We start from the raw sequence: 17124 nt of genomic DNA, 5'->3' as shown, positions 1-17124 counted from the left end.
CCGCCACCTCGCGGCGACCGCCGGCGTGACGGCGCCCGACGTGTCGGAGAGAGTTGACATGTCGGAACTCTCCGACGCATAGTGAGGCGCATGGCGGCAGTCGATGTGTTCAGTGCCCTTGCCAACCCGGTACGGCGCAAGTTGCTGGAGTCATTGCGGAACGGGCCACGCGCGGCCGGCGATCTCGCCGGTGAGTTCGCGCTGAGCAGGTCCGCGGTCTCCGAGCACCTGACCGTGCTCAAGAACGTGCGGCTGGTGCGCGAGGAGCCGCGCGGGCGGCATCGCTACTACCACCTTGAGGCGGCACCACTGGCCGAAGTGGGCGAGTGGCTGCATCCCTTCGAGCACTACTGGCGCGCCCGGATGGGCGCGCTGCGCGACCTGATCGACGAGGAGAACCCATGAGCACCACCGACCCGAAGGTCATCCGCTGTGACCAGTTCATCGCCCATCCGCCCGCGACGGTCTGGCGGGCGCTGACCGATCCCGAACTGCACGCGCGGTGGTGGGCCACCGGTGATGTACGCCCCGTCGTGGGTCACCGCTTCACTCTGGACATGGGGCAGTGGGGACAGCAGTCCTGCGAAGTGCTCGCGGTCGAGCCCGAACGCCTGCTCCGCTACAGCTTCGCCCCCGGCACGCTGGACTCCACGATCACCTGGCAGCTCCACCCCGAGGGCACCGGCACCCGCCTGTTGCTCGAACACGCCGGATTCGACCTCGACTCCCCCCTGGGCAGGACAGCGTTCGAAGGCATGGGCCGTGGCTGGCCGGGCATTCTGCGGCGCGTCGAACCGGCCCTCGCGGCGGCGAGCCAGTAGCCCCGACCGCCGCTCGCGCGGGCGGTCGCGGCCCCGAGCGCTCCCGGGTGAGATTCCGGGGAACCGGCCCGACTCCAGGCCGCGCCCGCCAGGATGAGGCGGGTGACAACCACCACCGCAGACCTCTGGCACCACTACGGCCGCACCCGCGCCCAGCGTGACCGCTCGGTCCCCGAGTCCTTCCACTGGATCTGGAGCCAGGACGGCGGACCCGGCGCGGAAGTCCTTGGTGACCTGTCCGGGCGAGTCGTCGGCGACCTCGGCGCCGGAGCCGCCCGGCACGCCGCCCACCTTGCCACCTATCACGAGCCGGCCCGGATCACCGCCGTCGACGCCTCGCCCGCGCAGCACACCATGGCCACCGATCTGTACGGCCACCTCGCGCCGCGCCTGCACATCGTGCGATCCGATGTCGTGCCGCACCTGCACGCGATGGCCGACACCTACGACGTGCTCTACAGCGTCTTCGGCGCGGTCGACTTCACCGACCCGCGCGACCTGCTGCCCGCTGCGGCCCTCGCGCTGCGGCCCGGCGGGCGGCTGGTGTTCTCCGGCCTCGGCCACTACCTGAACGGCGCGCCCGCACAGCTCGATGTCGTGCCCGCCGATGTCGCGGCGAAGACACCGGACGGGGCGCCCACCACGATGCACCGCTGGGTGCTCCAGGCGCAGGTCTGGACGAAGGCCCTGGACGCGTACGGGTTCACCCGGATCAGCGTCGACGTACTACCGGCGACGACCGAGGGCCCGCGTACCGCCGACACGCTGTTGGTGAGCGCGGTCCGGCGGGCCTGAGGCGTCGGCCTCCGGTGCGATTCGCCCGAAGTTACGGATTCGGAGGCGCCGGGCAGGTATCGGGCTGTCGAGCGCTGCCCGCGGCCCCTGTCGGCCGGCGGAACCCGTCAAGCACGTATGCGGGGCCTATAGGAAGGACACGGACATGACCCATCGTTCACGCGGAACGGGCGGCCTCCCGCCCGCGTTCACCGCGGCCGAGACTTCCTCGTTCTTGGAGTTCCTGTCGGCACAGGCCCCCGACCTGCTGCCCACCCGGCGGGCGTTGCCTTCGGTGAAGGGCGGCTTCGAGGCGCCTCATGGGACCACGATCGTCGCGGCGGGATACGCGGACGGCGTACTGGTGGCGGGAGACCGGCGCGTCACCATGGGCAACGTCATCGCACACCGCGAATGCGACAAGATCTTCCCCGCCGACGAGCACTCGGCCATAGCCATCGCCGGGACCGTGGGCATCGCGATCGAACTCGTCAGGCTGTTCCAACTGGAGCTTGAGCACTACGAGAAGATCGAGGGCGCGGCCCTCTCCCTCGACGGCAAGGCGAACCGCCTCACCACCATGGTCCGGGGCAACCTTTCCATGGCGATGCAGGGGCTCGCCGTAGTACCGATCTTCGCCGGCTACGACCTGGACAAGGGCGAGGGGCGCATCTTCTCCTACGACGTCACCGGCGGCCGGAGCGAGGAGAGAGGCGTGGCCGCCACCGGATCCGGTTCCGTCTACGCACGGGGTTCCCTAAAGAAGCTCTACCGCGAGGGCATGTCGGAACAGGAAATCGTCATGGCCGCGGTGCACGCGCTCTACGACGCCGCGGACGACGACTCGGCCACGGGCGGCCCCGACCTCACCCGGCGCCTCTTCCCGCTCGTCGCGCTCATCACGGCGGACGGATACCGGCAACTGACGCAGGACGAGGTCGCCGAGGTCGCCCACACGGTGGTCGAGCAGCGCCTCCAAGCACCGGACGGCCCCCGGGCGCCGCTCTTCTAGGCCGCTGGGTACGCCGTATCCGCCTGGTGGGTGGCAGCGAAGGTGGTGAAGGCGGCCCAGGAGGTGGGGGCGAGGGCGAGGGTGGGGCCGGTGGGGTTCTTGGAGTCGCGGATGTGGATGGCGTGGGGGGAGGGGGCGACTTCGAGGCAGGCGCCGCCTGCGTCATCGCTGTGGCTGGACTTGAACCACTGAAGCGTCGTGTTCATTGCTCTCCTAGAAGCTTGTCCAACAGGTCCAAGGAGTCCTCGGGGGTAAGGGCCTGCGATCGCAGCATCGCATATCTGCGGGACATGTTGGACACTCCGTCAGGGTCGGAGACCCAGTGGCTGCCCAACTGGGATTCGGTGTAGGCGAGATGCTGGTGGTCGGGGGTCTCCATCAGGTAGAAGGGGCCACTGATCCCGGCGTTGGCTGTTCGGTCTTGCCGAAGGAACTGCAATGAGAGGCCAGGGAGTTCAGCGCAAGCGCGCAGGTGGTTCAGTTGATCGAGATGGACCCTTCGGCCACCGAGGGGAAAGTGGAGAACCGGCTCCCACAGGACAAAGCTGAGCGTCGGAGGAACCTTGCGCTGAAGGATTTCTTGGCGTTCGATACGGGCGGCGGTCTTGGTCTCGACCTCGTCCTCGCTGAACGCCGGAACTCGTCCGCGGAATAGCGCCCGCGCGTATGCCTCCGTCTGGAGCAGGCCAGTCACCACCTGGTTCTGATACGAGGACAGGGAGATCGCCTCGCGTTCGTGGTCCACGTACTGCTCCGCCCACAGCGGAAACTGGTCGATCGCAGGCATGTTGGCCACCCCGACCGACAACGCCCCCTTCGTGTCCAGCAGTTCGTCCAGCGTCTCCGCCAGATCCGCCTTCAGCGGCCGTCTGCCCTGCTCGATCGACGCGATGGTCTCCTCGTCCGCCACGACGCGTTCACCGAGGGAACGCTGCGTATAACCCGCCGCCCGGCGGAAGGCCGCCACCTGGGCGCCCAGCATCTTCATCGCCGAGGCGTTCTTCTTCCTCGGATGTTTCCTGGGATTCATGCCGGCCCAACTCCCCACGTGCACGCGTACTTGATCCTGGTGCGGCCCGTACAAAAGATCTGTACGGAGTCACCTGGTGCTCAAGTTTAGTTACTCTCCGCGACGATCGCTCCATGACTGCGACAACTCGCCACTCCGTACTCCGGGAGCGCTTCTTCCGCCGCGATCGCCGGTCCGTTCCCGCCGCCAGGCTGTTCACCCATCAAGCCCTCGTCGACTGGGATCTGACCGAGGGCTTCCGCGCCGACGACGTATTGCTGTGCGTGAGTGAACTCGCAACGAACGCTCTGCTGCACGGGGTGCCGCCCGGCCGGGGGTTCCGGCTGAATCTGGGGTACGACGGAGACGTACTCCGTGTCGAGGTGCACGACAGCGGACCCGGCGTCCCCCGGATCGTTGATGAGCCGGACGGTGAGGGCGGACGTGGGCTGCTCCTCGTCGCGGCGTTCGCCGACAAGTGGGGCGTGGGGGAGCGGAGTCCCGGCAAGGTGGTCTGGTGCGAGTTCGTGGTGGACCGGACGGAGGCCGACGAGACAACGCCCCCGGCGGTCACGCACCACGCCGAGGGCTGGCTCGGTCTCCTGCTGGCCCGGCCTGAGAACCGCTGACGAAATGAGGTGCCGTCGGCTCAACGTGGTCCGTCGACACCGTGTGGTCGTGCCTGCGTCATTGCCCCAGAAGGTGAACTCGGAATGACAGCCCTTCTGGGCTGTGCAATCTCAGGGGGGAGTGGTCGTTGTCTCGAACCCGGGCAGCGAGATCCTGGCCACCGATCTGCGCGCGGGAGATGACGCCAGCCAGATCATCGATCCCGACGGAGAGTTCCCACTGCGGGGTAGCGGTAGGCTCGCGCGCCGCGATGAATGCGGCAGCCATCAGGGGAGTACCTGTCAACTGGTGGTAGAAGTCCCGGGCCTGGTCTGGCTGGTCGCAGGCCAGGACCATGTGGTGTGGGGCGCCTACGAAGCGGGGCGGGAACTTCCACCCGGTGAACCCCTGGGGTTGCCACAGGGAGAAGGCGGCACCCATCGGGTCGATCAGCGTCGCCGTGCGGCCCTGATCGCCCGCGTCAAAAGGAGGCACGACAAGACGCGCGCCGTTCGCTGTCGCGGCTTCGGCGCGGCGGTCGACGTCGTCAACGGCCAGGTAGTAGGCGACGTGGGCGAGTGTGTCCGGCGGGTAGATCGGGCTCGCGAGGCTGCTGACGCTGCCGATCTGGTAACCATCGATGGTTATCTTGATGGCCTGGCGCCAGTCCTCTTCATCCACTGCGAAATGCCAGCCCAGTGCCCGCGATAAGAAGGCAGTGGTGCCGGATTGGTCGCGGATTTTTAGGTCCATCCAGCAGAATTCGTTCAACGAACCGAGGGTGGTCATCGTGTCCTCCTTGTCTTCCGAGTGTTGAGTACCGACTCGCCGGGCGACTGTGCAAGCGGGTTTCGGCTGCCACCGGTGGGGGTGGGTGCGGGTTCGTGCCGAGAGGTAACCGGGGTTACCCGGAGGGTCCAGAGACGGGTGGGGGCCGCCCCTGATCTTTGAGTGTCGCGGTTCCGGGTCGGGTATCAAGGGCGCTCCTCCGTCGCGTCGGCTGCGCCGATTCCGCTGCGCTCCACCCTTGACACCCGCCCCTCCACCGCAAGTGCTGCTTTGAGGGGGGCGGCCCGGGGGGAGGGGTCCCCGGGGGGCTGGGTTTGTGGGGCCGGTCCTTTCCCGGCCTGCGGCCCGGTGGGCCCTGCGGGGCGCGCGGCAGTGGAGTGGGGCGGCCCGGCACCGGCTCAGCGAGCAGGCGTGGGTGGGTGGTTGGGATTCATGCCCCGCTGTGCGGGCTCGTTGTCGCCTGCACCTGTCGACGGAGGCGGACGGACCCGCAAGCCACCCCCTATGTCCCAGTTTGGCGGGCTGTTCTGGGGGCTCCCCGGCCGGTCATGCGTCCTGAGTGCAGTTAAGTCGTTCCCATGACGCATCACCGGCTCTGAGTGGCCCATTGGCCGCCCCATGAGTCACACCTGTCCCTCTGTGCACGCACCCTGGGGCGGTGGGGCGGGTGTGGCTGGTGAGGTGCTGATTGGACCGGTCGGAGAGGGTGATGTGTCAGGTGGCCCGGTTAACCGAACTCCCGACGCATGACCCGCCAGAGCCCTCCCCAAAGCCCCTTCCAAACTGGGACATTGGGTGCAGGTGGCGGGCCTGTCCGCCTCGGCTGACAGGTGTCACCCGACAGCGGACCCTCGCAGCGGGGCATGAATCCCAGCTCCCCACGGGGATCAGTCGCTTTGCCGGTGCCGGGCCGCCCCACTCCACTGCCGCGCAGACCACCCACCGGGCCGAGGTCGGGAACAGACCCCTGGCACATGGGTGCTTCCCCGGGGACCCCTCCCCCGGGCCGCCCCCCTCAAAGCTGCACTTGCGGTGGAGGGTTGGGTGTCAAGGGTGACCGAAGGTCATCGGCTTGCCGACGCGACGAAGGAGCGCCCTTGACGCCCGACCCGGAGCCGCGAAACTGAAACCTAGGGGCGGCCCCCACCCGTCTCCGAACCTTCCGGCCCACCCCGACTACCCCTCGGTCCTCACCCGCACCAAACAGCGCACCCCCACCAGCGGGGCATGAGTCCCGGCCTCCCACATGCCGTCAGTCGCTTTGCCGGTGTCGGGCCGCCCCATTCCACTGCGCGCCCCGCAGGGCCCACCGACCTGCGGTCGGCGATGGACCGGATCATGCACGGATCCCCTCCGTCCCCTCCGGGGACTCCTCCCCTCCGAGGACCCCTCCCCGGCGGTCGGCCCAGTGCCGTCATGCGCCGTATGGTCCGGCCGCGTTTGCCCCGCCGGGCGTGCGACCGTTCGCCAGCCTTGATCATCCGTACGAATTACCCGATGGGCGACGGTCCGCCGACGCGGGCCCGCCTCCCCCCAATATGGCGGCGGAATGACGCCCTGTTCCGGCTGCGGTGTACGCCTTCCTCATAGGAGTCCGCCGCCCGGCCGGCCCGACTCAGGAAGAGCAGATGCCGACAACTACCCGCAGATTCGCCCGTATTGCCAAGGCCGCCATGGCCGTGGCCGTCTCGACGGCGGCCTTCGCCGTGCCCGCCACCGCCACCACCGCCGTCGCCACCCCCGTCGCGCCCGCCAAGCACCACGGCAAGGCAGTGTTCGTCCAGAACGACCGTGTCGAAGGCAACCAGGTGATCGCGTACACCCGCGAGGCCGACGGTTCCCTACACAAGCGTGCGATTTACAACACCGGCGGCAAGGGCGGTGTCCTCGGCGGCTCCGTCGTGGACCACCTGGCCTCGCAGGGATCGCTGACGTACGACCAGCACCACAAGCTGCTGTACGCGGTCAACGCCGGCAGCAACACGGTCACGGTGTTCGCGGTCGAGGGCGACCGGCTCCACCGTAAGCAGGTCATCGAGTCCGGGGGCATGTTCCCGGTCAGCGTCACCGCGCACGGGGACCGTGTCTTCGTGCTCAACGCGCGTGAGGGCGGCTCCATCCAGGGCTTCCGGCTCAAGGAAGGCAAGCTGCACCGGGTCGAGGCCTGGCACCGTGCGCTGCACCTGAACACCGGCGCCATGCCCGAGTTCACCCACACCCCGGGCCAGGTGGCCTTCACCCCCGAGGGCGATCAGCTCGTCGTCACCACCAAGCTGGGTGGCAACAGCATCGAGATCTTCCACCTCAGCCGTGAGGGCAAGCTGTCGCACAAGCCCGTCGTGGACAGCAAGCCGGGCGCGCAGCCGTTCGGACTGACCTTCGACGAGCAGAAGCGGCTCGTCGTCGCCGACGGCGTGGAAAACGCCCTCCTGACGTTCCGTATCCACAAGGACGGCCGTACCACCCTGGTCGACGCGGCACCGTCCGGTGAGCAGGCCACCTGCTGGGTCTCCCGCACCGGCAACCACTTCTTCGCCTCCAACGCGGGCAGCAACACCGTCACCCGCTTCCGCCAGGACCGCGAGGCCCGCCTCGAACGCCTGGGCAACACCCCCACGGGCGTCGGCACGGTGGACTCGTCCATCACGCCCGACGGCCAGTTCCTCTACGTCCAGACGGGCGGCGCGGGCGCTGTCGACGCCTTCCGCATCCACAAGGACGGCTCGCTGACCAAGATCAGCACCACCAAGGTCCCCGACGGAGTCGGCGGCGAAGGCATCGTCGCGCTCTGACGGAGCTGTCGCAGCAGTAGCTGACACCCCGTTCCCGTTCACGTGGCCTCCCTCGTGAGCGGGAGCGGGGTGTTTGCCGCCGCGGGCGCGCCCTACCGCCTCTCCGGCACCAAAGTGTCCGGGCTGTCGAGCCAGAGGCGCTGTCCGGCGGCGTTCACGGTGAGGCCGTACCGGGTGCGGTCCGGTGAGCCGGCGCTCTGCCACCAGGCATAGGCGGCCTCCACTTCACCCCAGAGCGTGCGCGGACCGTGCTGCCGACTGTCGTACTCGGCCGCGTCGGGGACGAAGTCGGAATACGAGCCGGGGGTCGAGGTGGGTGCGCGTGGCCGTGGTCCGGTCCTGTTCCTTGACGGTGGCCATGACGGGCATGCCAACGGTCGGGGTCGGTGGTGCGGTTGAGCGGGCGGTAGCCGTGGTCGGAAGCTACCGGAGCGTGCGCCGAGGTACGAAGAAACGGGGCGCCACCGCCAAGTGGCGGTGGCGCCCCGTCGTGCGTGCGGAGCGTTACAGGCGCTCGGGGGACTGGATGCCCAGGAGTGCCAGGCCCTGCCGGAGCGTGCGGGCCGTGATGTCGCAGAGGAAGAGGCGGTTCTCGACCAGCTCCGCCGGGTTCTCGGCTTTCAGTACCTGGCACTGGTCGTAGAACGTCGTGAAGTGCGAGGCCAGTTGGTACAGATACGCGGCGAGCTTGTGCGGTTCGTACGCCGACGCGACCTCCGCCAGCACCTCGCCGAACTGGTCCACATGCAGCCCGAGCGCCCGCTCGGCCGGGGCCAGTTCCAGCTCCGGGTGGGGCACCGGCTTCGCCTCGCCCGCCTTGCGCAGGATCGACTGGATACGGGCGTACGCGTACTGGATGTAGACGGACGTGTCGCCGTTCAGCGAGACCATCTGGTCCAGGTCGAACTTGTAGTCGCGGGCGGCGGACGTGGACAGGTCGGCGTACTTCACCGCGCCGATGCCCACCTGCTTGCCGCGCTCGGCGATCTCCTCCTCGCTGAGGTCCTTCGCCTTTTCCCGTACGACCGCCGTCGCCCGCTCGACCGCCTCGTCCAGCAGGTCCTCCAGCCGTACGGTCTCGCCCGCACGGGTCTTGAACGGCTTGCCGTCCTTGCCGAGGACCGTGCCGAACGCCAGCTGGACCGCGTGGACCTCGTCGTTCAGCCAGCCGGCCCGGCGGGCGGTCTCGAAGACCATCTTGAAGTGCAGCGACTGGCGCACGTCGACCACGTACAGCAGGGTCGTCGCCGACAGGTTCCGCACCCGGTCGCGGATCGCGGAGAGGTCGGTGGCCGCGTAGCCGTAGCCGCCGTTGCTCTTCTTGACGATGAGCGGGACCTTGTTGCCGTCCGGGCCCTTCACATCGTCGAAGAACACGCAGAGCGCGCCCTCGGAGCGGACCGCGACCCCGGACTCCTCCAGGATCCGGCAGGTCTCCTCCAGCATGTCGTTGTAGCCGGACTCGCCGACGATGTCGGGGTCGCGGATCTCCATGTCCAGCTGGTTGAAGACCGAGTAGAAGTAGATCTTCGACTCGTCCACGAACCGCTGCCACAGGGCCAGCGTCTCCTTGTCGCCGGCCTGGAGGTCCACCACCCGGTCCCGGGCCCGCGCCTTGAACTCCTCGTCGGAGTCGAAGAGCGCCCGGGACGCCTTGTACAGCCGGTTGAGGGAGGACATCGCCTCCTCGCCGGAGACGGCGCCCTTGTGGTCCAGCTCGTGCGGGTGCTCGATCAGGTACTGGATGAGCATGCCGAACTGGGTGCCCCAGTCGCCGATGTGATGGCGCCGGATCACGTTCTCGCCGGTGAACTCCAGGATCTCCACCATCGCCGCGCCGATCACGGCGGAGCGCAGATGTCCGACGTGCATCTCCTTGGCCACGTTCGGCTGCGCGTAGTCGATCACGGTCGTGCCGGGGCTCGGCTCGTACGGGACGCCGAGCCGCGCGTCCGTCGCGCGGGCCGCGAGGGTCTCGATGATCGCCCGGTCCGTGATCGTGATGTTGAGGAAACCGGGTCCTGAGACCTCGACCTCCTTGATCACGCCATCGGCGGGGAGGGACGCCACGACCCGCGTCGCCAGCTCGCGCGGATTGCCCTTGAGCTGCTTGGCGAGCGCCAGGAGGCCATTGGCCTGGAAATCGGCCCGGTCGCTTCGGCGCAGCAGCGGGTTCGCGGGGCCGGCCTCCGGCAGGGCTGCCGAGAGGGCGTCCGCGATGCGCTGATCGACGGTCGAAGCGAGGGAAGAGACCGAGGCCATGGGCTGGTGCCGTTCCTGTCGGGTGCGGAATGAAGTCCTGCCCAGTATCCCATGGGGTAACAAGCCATTTTCGCTCTCCCGGGGGTACCTGGGAGAATGGCAGCCGCCGGAATGTCTGGGCGTAAGAGAAAGAAGAAGGACGTGCCGATCGTGGCTCAGAGCACCGAGACCGACTGGGTCTCCCGTTTCGCGGACGATGTCATCGCCGAGTCGGAGCGTCGTGCGCCTGGCAAACCGGTCGTCGTCGCGTCCGGACTCTCTCCCTCCGGACCCATTCACCTGGGGAATCTCCGTGAGGTCATGACCCCGCACCTGGTCGCGGACGAGATCCGCAGGCGCGGCCACGAGGTCAGGCATCTGATCTCCTGGGACGACTACGACCGCTATCGCAAGGTCCCGGCCGGCGTTCCCGGTACGGACCCGTCCTGGGCCGAGCACATCGGCAAGCCGCTGACGTCCGTGCCCGCCCCGGCGGGGTCGGCGTACCCGAACTGGGCCGAGCACTTCAAGGCCGCGATGACCGAGGCGCTGGCCGAGCTGGGCATCGAGTACGACGGCATCAGCCAGACCGAGCAGTACACCTCGGGCGCGTACCGCGCGCAGATCCTGCACGCGATGAAGCACCGCGCGGACATCGACGCGATCCTCGACCGCTATCGGACGAAGGACAAGAAGGACAAGCCGAAGAACGCCCAGCAGGGGCAGCAGCAGGGGCAGAAGTCGGGGCAGAAGAAGCCCGAGGAAGCCGAGCTGGAGGCCGCCGAGGGCTCGGGCGCGGCGGCCGAGGACGACGGCAGCGGCGGGGCCGCCGGCTACTTCCCGTACAAGCCCTTCTGCGGCGGCTGCGGCAAGGACCTGACCACCGTCACCGCCTACGACGACGAGACGACCGCGCTCACCTACACCTGCGCGGAGTGCGGCTTCTCCGAGACCGTCCTGCTGAGCGAGTTCAACCGCGGCAAGCTGGTCTGGAAGGTCGACTGGCCGATGCGCTGGGCGTACGAGGGCGTGATCTTCGAGCCGTCCGGGGTCGACCACACCTCTCCCGGGTCCTCGTTCGTCGTCGGCGGGCAGATCGTGCGCGAGATCTTCGGCGGTGTGCAGCCGATCGGCCCGATGTACGCCTTCGTCGGGATCTCCGGGATGGCGAAGATGTCGTCCAGCAAGGGCGGCGTGCCGACCCCGGCCGACGCGCTGAAGATCATGGAGGCGCCGCTGCTGCGGTGGCTCTACGCGCGGCGCAGGCCCAACCAGTCGTTCAAGATCGCCTTCGACCAGGAGATCCAGCGGCTCTACGACGAGTGGGACGCGCTGGAGCGCAAGGTCGCGGACGGTTCCGTCCTGCCGGCCGACGCTGCCGCGTACTCCCGCGCCGCGGGCACGGCGGCCGGTGAGCTGCCGCGTACGCCGCGCCCGCTGCCGTACCGCACGCTGGCCTCGGTCGTGGACATCACGGCCGGTGCCGAGGAGCAGACGCTGCGAATCCTCAGCGAGCTGGACCCGGCGCAGCCGCTGGCCTCGCTCGACGAGGTACGTCCCCGGCTGGACCGCGCACAGAACTGGATCACCAGCCAGGTGCCGGCCGAGTCGCGGACGGTCGTGCGCGCCGAGCCTGACCAGGAACTGCTCGACTCGCTCGACGCGCGCGGGCGCGAGTCGCTGCGGCTGCTGCTGGAGGGCCTGGACAGCCACTGGTCGCTGGACGGGCTGACCACGCTCGTCTACGGCGTGCCCAAGGTCATGGAGGGGCTGGCGCCCGACGCCAAGCCCACGGCCGAACTGAAGACGGCCCAGCGGTCGTTCTTCGCGCTGCTCTACCGGCTGCTGGTCGGCCGGGACACCGGGCCCCGGCTGCCCACGCTGCTGCTGGCGGTGGGCGCGGACCGGGTGCGCAAGCTGCTCGGGAGCTGAGCCCCGGCTACGGCCGGTGACGGTCGGATCGATGACGGTCGGATCGGTGACGCTCTGATCGGCGACGGCCGAACGGTGACGGTCCGAATGTGTGACGCGGAAGGGTCCTCGCCCGGTGGGTGAGGACCCTTCCGGGCGTATGCGGTACGGCTACGCGATGTGCTCGTCCAGCTCCGACTGGTACCGGAAGCGGAACTCCTTCAGGTAGGGGCGGAGCGAACTCTCGCTCAGCGGGCCGCCGGTGCGGCCGGTGATCCCGTACAGATCGAGCAGGTACAGCCCGAACTGGCGGCCGTTGGGGAAGTCGCCGTGCTCGCTGATGTACTTGCGGAAGGCGCTGAAGTACGCCTCTTCGCGGGAGAGATCGTCGGGGAGGGCGGGGACGGGCAGTTCCTCGGGCTGGTCAGGGCCGGGGGCGGGGGCGGGCTCGGCGTACTGCCGCTGCTCCGCCGTCCGTTCGGGGATCTGCTCCGGCTCGGGGGCCGCGTACGGGCCCTCCACGCGCTGACCGGGCACGCCGCCGAGCGGGCGGCTGCGGCCGGGACCGGCGGGGATCATGACCGGCGCGGGGTCCTGGCCTTCGGCGTACGCGGGGCTGTAGGCGCCTTCGTACGCCGTCTCCTGCACCTGCTGGGCCGCGAACCAGGGGCTGGTCTGGGGCTCCTGCTGGGGCTGGGGCCCGCTTTGGGGCTGGGGCTGGGGCTGGGGCTGCTGCTGGGGCTCGGGCTGCTGGGAGTGCTGGGGGTGCGGCTGCGGCTGGAAGTCCTGTGCCTGCGCCTGCGCCTGCGCTTGTGCCTGTGCCTGGTCCTGCGCCTGATCCTGCTTCCGCAGCTGCGGGGGTATCTGCTGCTGGGGTTGAAGCTGTTGGGGCTGTTGGGGCTGGGCCTGAGCCTGGGGCCGCGGTTCCGTCTGCTCCGGGGACGGGACCGCGGCGGGTATCTCGCCCCGGCCCTGCGGGAGTTCGGCCACCGGGGGCGCGGGCGGCAGCAGTACCGGTTCGATACCGGCGGCGGCCAGTCCCGACGGCGCGGTCTCGGCGAGCGGTACGCCGTACTTCGCGAGCCGGAGCGGCATCAGCGCGTCGATGGGCGCCTTGCGCCGCCAGTTGCGGCCGAACCGCGCCTGAAGGCGCGACTGGTAGATGAGCCGGTCCTGTTCGAGCTTGATGACCTGCTCGTAGGAACGCAGCTCCCACAGCTTCATCCGGCGCCACAGCATGAACGTGGGAATGGGCGAGAGCAGCCAGCGGGTGAGCCGCACGCCCTCCATGTGCTTGTCGGCGGTGATGTCCGCGATCCGGCCGACCGCGTGGCGTGCCGCCTCGACGGAGACGATGAAGAGGAGCGGGATCACCGCGTGCATCCCGACGCCCAGCGGGTCCGGCCAGGCGGCGGCGCCGTTGAAGGCGATGGTCGCGGCCGTCAGCAGCCACGCCGACTGGCGCAGCAGCGGGAACGGGATCCGCATCCAGGTCAGGAGGAGGTCGAGCGCCAGCAGGACGCAGATGCCCGCGTCGATACCGATCGGGAAGACGAGGGAGAACTGCCCGAAGCCCTTGGCCTCGGCGAGTTCGCGCACGGCGGCGTAGGACCCCGCGAATCCGATCGCGGCGATGATCACCGCTCCGAACACCACGATTCCGATGAGAATCCGGTGCGTGCGTGTCAGCTGCATCGCGGCCACCCGCGATCTCCTCCCGTATTCGGCCCGTATGGGGCGTCAGGTACTCGACAACAATCACTCGACGACCCGACACCCGGCGGGCACAGCCTGGCACATGAGTGTGTACGGCGTGGCGCGGGGAGCGGAGCCCGGCCTTCGGGAGAGGTCCGGGCCCCGTGGATAAGCGGAGAAAACGACTCGGGCGGCTTGCGGAGAAAACGACTCGGGCGGCTTCCGACAGCCTCAGCCCGACTTGGTCGACGCCGACCCCGACGGGGCCTCGGATCCGGCCTTCGGGCTCTCCCCGGCGCCCGGCGCGTCCTCGGAGCCGGCGGTGACCGCCGCGACAGCCTCCTTGGCCGCCTTCTCCGCGTTCTTCGTCAGATCGGCGGAGCTGGGCGACTTCGCGCCCGCGTAACCCGCACCGTTGTAGGTGAGGGTGATCACGACATTCTCCGCGCGGGTCACGACCGTGGCGTACGCGAAGTCCTCGTCGGTCTTGTTGAGGGTGTACGTGACCAGCGTCGCCTGGTCGCCGATGCCGGCCGTGGCGACCGACTTGACGCTCTTGGCGCCCGCCGTGCCCTGGGCCCCGGCGACCTCCTTCGCGTAGTACTCGCCGGCGCGCTCGGCGCCGCTGCCGAGCGTGACGTCGGAGTCGTACCGCATGAGGGAGACATCGAGCCAGCGGTACTGCGAGCCCTTGACGCCCTTGTCGTCCAGACCGTTCCAGGAGCAGCTGCCGCGGGTGTCGATGTCGCTGGACCGCGCCGCCGTGCCGCCCTTGTTCTTGACCTTGGGAACGAGCGAGCCGACCGTCTTCTCGCCGATCGTGTCGCAGGCGTCGGGGAGCCCGCTGTACTTGGCCGGGGTGACGCTCGGGGCCGGTGCGGTGCTCGGGCTCGACGAGGAGCCGTCGGCGTCGCTCTCGCCGCCGGAGTCGGACGAGCAGCCGGCGACGACGAGCATCACCGGAACGGCTGCGCAGGCGAGTATGCGGGTGAGTCGCGAGGCTGAACGGTGCATGGTTCCTTCAGTCGGTCGGTTGTCATACGGTCCGATCGGCCACGGTAACCGCCGAGCCGGGTCCGCGGGCCCCCTGAGCGGGAGTCCGGGCCCCGCGCGCCCGGGGCGGGCGCCGGGGACGGGGGCGGCTATTCGTTGAGCTGCTCGTTGAGCGTTTCGGCCAGTCCTCGCGCCTTGTCCTGCAGTTCTTTGCTGTCGGGGACCACGGCGAGGTGGGCGGACTGCTCGGTGTACCGGACGGTCACGATCACATTCGATGTGCGGAAGACCACGCTCACCGTGCGCCGCTGAGCGGCAGCGCCGGCGCGGGCGAGGACATCGTCGAGGAAGGCGTCGTCGCCGGGGCCGTCGAGGACGCGCGGTTCGAGGCCGTCGGGGGTCGTGCCGCCGGACGGCGTCCCGGAGGGCGCCCCGGAAGGGGTCCCGGAACCGGAGGGGGCGCCGGTCCCCGGGGTCGTGCCGAGGGCGGTGTCCGTACCCGTACCGATGCCCGTGCCGGCGCCGGAGGCGGTGGGGGTGCCGCTCGGTGTCCCGGAGGCGTTGGGCGAGGACAGCCCCGCGGCCGTCTCCTTCGTCGTGTAGACGGCCTGCGCCCGGTCGGCGTCGCTCACGGCCGGGTCGTACGACACGACGCGTTCGAGATCGATCATCAGCTGGTTCGAGGCGTCGGGGGAGGTGGCCTTCCAGCTGCACCCGACGCGGCGGTCGGTGTCGTACGTCACGGAGGCCGTGCCCTCGTACGTCTTCGCCTGCTGGTCCTCGGGGAGCGAGGCGGCGCCGGGCAGGAGATCCTTGAGCATGGAGCGCGGTACGGAGCCGCAGGCCTCGCGGAGCGTGCGGTATTTGCCCGGCTGAGCGGCGGTGGCGGTGGTGGGGCCGCCCGGCTTGGTGTCGGTGACGGCGCCGTCCGCGCCGCTTCCCCCCGAGCAGCCGGCGACCACCACCACGAGGAGCGCCGCCAGGCCGGGTACGTACGCCTTGCGCGCCTTTGGCTGCACGGTCCCGGGCTCCCTTCTGTACGGGGTTCCGCGCGGGGCTCCGCGCGAAAACTGCTTGCCGCCGGATGACGGCCGATGGACACAATGTCTATCGCACGCAACGCCGTCGATGCTGGTCGGCTGTCTTTTTTGACGGCTCTGGTTCCGGCTTTTGCGTTATGAGGCTTCCGGGGGAATCGAGGGGTTATGTCGTATGTAGAGATGCCGGGCGCGAAGGTGCCGATCCGGATGTGGGCGGATCCCGCGACGGTCGAAGAAGGCGCCATGCAGCAGCTCCGGAATGTTGCCACACTGCCCTGGATCAAGGGCCTCGCCGTCATGCCGGACGTGCATTACGGCAAGGGCGCGACGGTCGGTTCGGTGATCGCGATGCACGGAGCGGTCTGCCCGGCGGCGGTGGGTGTGGACATCGGGTGCGGGATGTCGGCGGTGAAGACGTCCCTGACGGCGAACGATCTGCCCGGCGATCTGTCCCGGCTGCGCTCCAAGATCGAGCAGGCGATTCCGGTGGGCCGTGGCATGCACGACGAGGCGGTGGATCCGGGACGGATGCACGGTTTCGCGACGGCGGGCTGGGCGGATTTCTGGGGGCGGTTCGATGGGGTCGCCGATTCGGTCAAATTCCGTCAGGAGCGCGCCACGAAGCAGATGGGAACGCTTGGATCGGGGAATCACTTCATCGAGTTCTGTCTCGATGAGTCGGATTCGGTCTGGCTGATGCTCCACTCCGGATCCCGGAACATCGGCAAGGAACTGGCCGACCACCACATCGGCCAGGCCCAGAAGCTGCCGCACAACCAGGGGCTGATCGACCGGGATCTCGCCGTCTTCATCGCGGACACCCCGCAGATGGCGGCATACCGGAACGATCTCTTCTGGGCGCAGGAGTACGCGAAGTACAACCGCGCGATCATGATGGCGCTCTTCCAGGACGTGGTCCGCAAGGAGTTCAAGAAGGCGCGGGTGACCTTCGACGAGGTCATCTCCTGCCACCACAACTATGTGGCGGAGGAGCGGTACGAGGGCATGGACCTGCTGGTCACGCGGAAGGGCGCGATCCGTGCGGGCAGTGGCGACTTCGGGATCATCCCGGGCTCCATGGGCACGGGCTCGTACATCGTGAAGGGCCTGGGGAACGAGGCGTCGTTCAACTCGGCCTCGCACGGCGCGGGCCGGAGGATGAGCCGCAACGCCGCCAAGCGCCGGTTCTCGACCCGGGACCTGGAGGAGCAGACGCGGGGCGTGGAGTGCCGTAAGGACTCCGGCGTCGTGGACGAGATCCCGGCCGCGTACAAGCCGATCGAGCAGGTCATCGACCAGCAGCGGGATCTGGTCGAAGTGGTGGCGAAGCTGAAGCAGGTCATCTGTGTGAAGGGCTGAAGCGGCCAGGGCCTGCCCGCGAGGATCCGCCGGACAGGCCCTGGGCGTCACGGCCCCGTGCGGGATGCCGTGGCGCCCC

At 69.1% G+C, this 17124-nt stretch carries 15 protein-coding genes; 8 read left to right on the top strand and 7 right to left on the bottom strand.

Going from position 1 to position 17124, the window contains the following annotated elements; translation table 11 throughout:
* The first annotated feature begins 90 nt into the window (after positions 1-90).
* The 4 genes from M1203_RS06340 (at position 91) to prcB (ending at position 2607) form a co-directional block, all read left to right on the top strand.
* The gene (locus M1203_RS06340; protein WP_249948470.1) at positions 91-405 is read left to right on the top strand and encodes a helix-turn-helix transcriptional regulator; all 315 of its coding nucleotides are present in this window, start codon (positions 91-93) and stop codon (positions 403-405) included.
* The gene (locus M1203_RS06335) at positions 402-821 is read left to right on the top strand and encodes an SRPBCC domain-containing protein (protein ID WP_249948469.1); all 420 of its coding nucleotides are present in this window, start codon (positions 402-404) and stop codon (positions 819-821) included. Before M1203_RS06340 ends, M1203_RS06335 begins: the two co-directional genes overlap by 4 nt.
* A gap of 93 nt (positions 822-914) precedes the next feature.
* A complete protein-coding gene (locus tag M1203_RS06330; protein WP_249948468.1) occupies positions 915-1616 on the top strand; it encodes a methyltransferase domain-containing protein in 702 nt (233 codons plus the stop codon).
* A gap of 145 nt (positions 1617-1761) precedes the next feature.
* The gene (gene prcB, locus M1203_RS06325; protein WP_249948467.1) at positions 1762-2607 is read left to right on the top strand and encodes a proteasome subunit beta; all 846 of its coding nucleotides are present in this window, start codon (positions 1762-1764) and stop codon (positions 2605-2607) included.
* On the opposite strand, the gene M1203_RS06320 is transcribed toward prcB, so the two are convergent.
* Both M1203_RS06320 and M1203_RS06315 read right to left on the bottom strand, forming a co-directional pair.
* On the bottom strand, positions 2604-2813 hold the full coding sequence (locus M1203_RS06320; RefSeq protein WP_249948466.1) for a DUF397 domain-containing protein: 210 nt from the start codon (positions 2811-2813) through the stop codon (positions 2604-2606). The genes prcB and M1203_RS06320 overlap by 4 nt on opposite strands.
* Positions 2810-3637 carry a helix-turn-helix transcriptional regulator gene (locus M1203_RS06315; RefSeq protein WP_249948465.1) on the bottom strand — a complete coding sequence of 276 codons (828 nt, stop codon included), beginning with the start codon at positions 3635-3637 and terminating at the stop codon, positions 2810-2812. The genes M1203_RS06320 and M1203_RS06315 overlap by 4 nt, the downstream gene beginning before the upstream one ends.
* 113 nt (positions 3638-3750) lie before the next feature.
* On the opposite strand from M1203_RS06315, the gene M1203_RS06310 reads away from it, so the two are divergent.
* Positions 3751-4245, top strand: coding sequence for an ATP-binding protein (locus M1203_RS06310; protein WP_249948464.1), 495 nt, complete (start codon positions 3751-3753; stop codon positions 4243-4245).
* A gap of 58 nt (positions 4246-4303) precedes the next feature.
* On the opposite strand, the gene M1203_RS06305 is transcribed toward M1203_RS06310, so the two are convergent.
* Positions 4304-5014 carry a VOC family protein gene (locus M1203_RS06305; RefSeq protein WP_249948463.1) on the bottom strand — a complete coding sequence of 237 codons (711 nt, stop codon included), beginning with the start codon at positions 5012-5014 and terminating at the stop codon, positions 4304-4306.
* 1628 nt (positions 5015-6642) lie between these two features.
* Here M1203_RS06305 and M1203_RS06300 point away from each other — a divergent pair.
* Positions 6643-7806: a beta-propeller fold lactonase family protein gene (locus tag M1203_RS06300; protein WP_249948462.1), complete on the top strand. Its 1164-nt coding sequence runs from the start codon at positions 6643-6645 to the stop codon at positions 7804-7806.
* Between the two features lie 504 nt (positions 7807-8310).
* Here the strand turns inward: M1203_RS06300 and argS are convergent.
* A complete protein-coding gene (gene argS / locus M1203_RS06295; RefSeq protein ID WP_249948461.1) occupies positions 8311-10068 on the bottom strand; it encodes an arginine--tRNA ligase in 1758 nt (585 codons plus the stop codon).
* 141 nt (positions 10069-10209) lie between these two features.
* On the opposite strand from argS, the gene lysS reads away from it, so the two are divergent.
* Positions 10210-11979 (top strand): lysine--tRNA ligase, encoded by a 1770-nt coding sequence (lysS, locus tag M1203_RS06290; protein WP_249948460.1) that lies wholly within the window; start codon positions 10210-10212, stop codon positions 11977-11979.
* 150 nt (positions 11980-12129) lie between these two features.
* Here the strand turns inward: lysS and M1203_RS06285 are convergent, their stop codons facing one another.
* The 3 genes from M1203_RS06285 to M1203_RS06275 form a co-directional block, all read right to left on the bottom strand.
* Entirely contained in the window at positions 12130-13662 is a 1533-nt protein-coding gene (locus tag M1203_RS06285; protein ID WP_249948459.1) for a DUF2637 domain-containing protein, read from the bottom strand.
* 222 nt (positions 13663-13884) lie between these two features.
* On the bottom strand, positions 13885-14667 hold the full coding sequence (locus M1203_RS06280) for a DUF3558 domain-containing protein (protein ID WP_249948458.1): 783 nt from the start codon (positions 14665-14667) through the stop codon (positions 13885-13887).
* 128 nt (positions 14668-14795) lie between these two features.
* Entirely contained in the window at positions 14796-15665 is an 870-nt protein-coding gene (locus M1203_RS06275; RefSeq protein WP_249948457.1) for a DUF3558 domain-containing protein, read from the bottom strand.
* A 186-nt stretch (positions 15666-15851) separates the two neighbouring features.
* On the opposite strand from M1203_RS06275, the gene M1203_RS06270 reads away from it, so the two are divergent.
* On the top strand, positions 15852-17045 hold the full coding sequence (locus tag M1203_RS06270) for an RtcB family protein (protein WP_249948456.1): 1194 nt from the start codon (positions 15852-15854) through the stop codon (positions 17043-17045).
* The last annotated feature ends 79 nt before the right edge of the window (positions 17046-17124 follow it).

Origin of the sequence: Streptomyces sp. 35G-GA-8, from assembly GCF_023534745.1 — a bacterium.
Lineage (GTDB): Bacteria > Actinomycetota > Actinomycetes > Streptomycetales > Streptomycetaceae > Streptomyces.
Note: the sequence above shows the minus strand (reverse complement) of the source record. Positions and strands in the feature narration are given on the sequence as shown.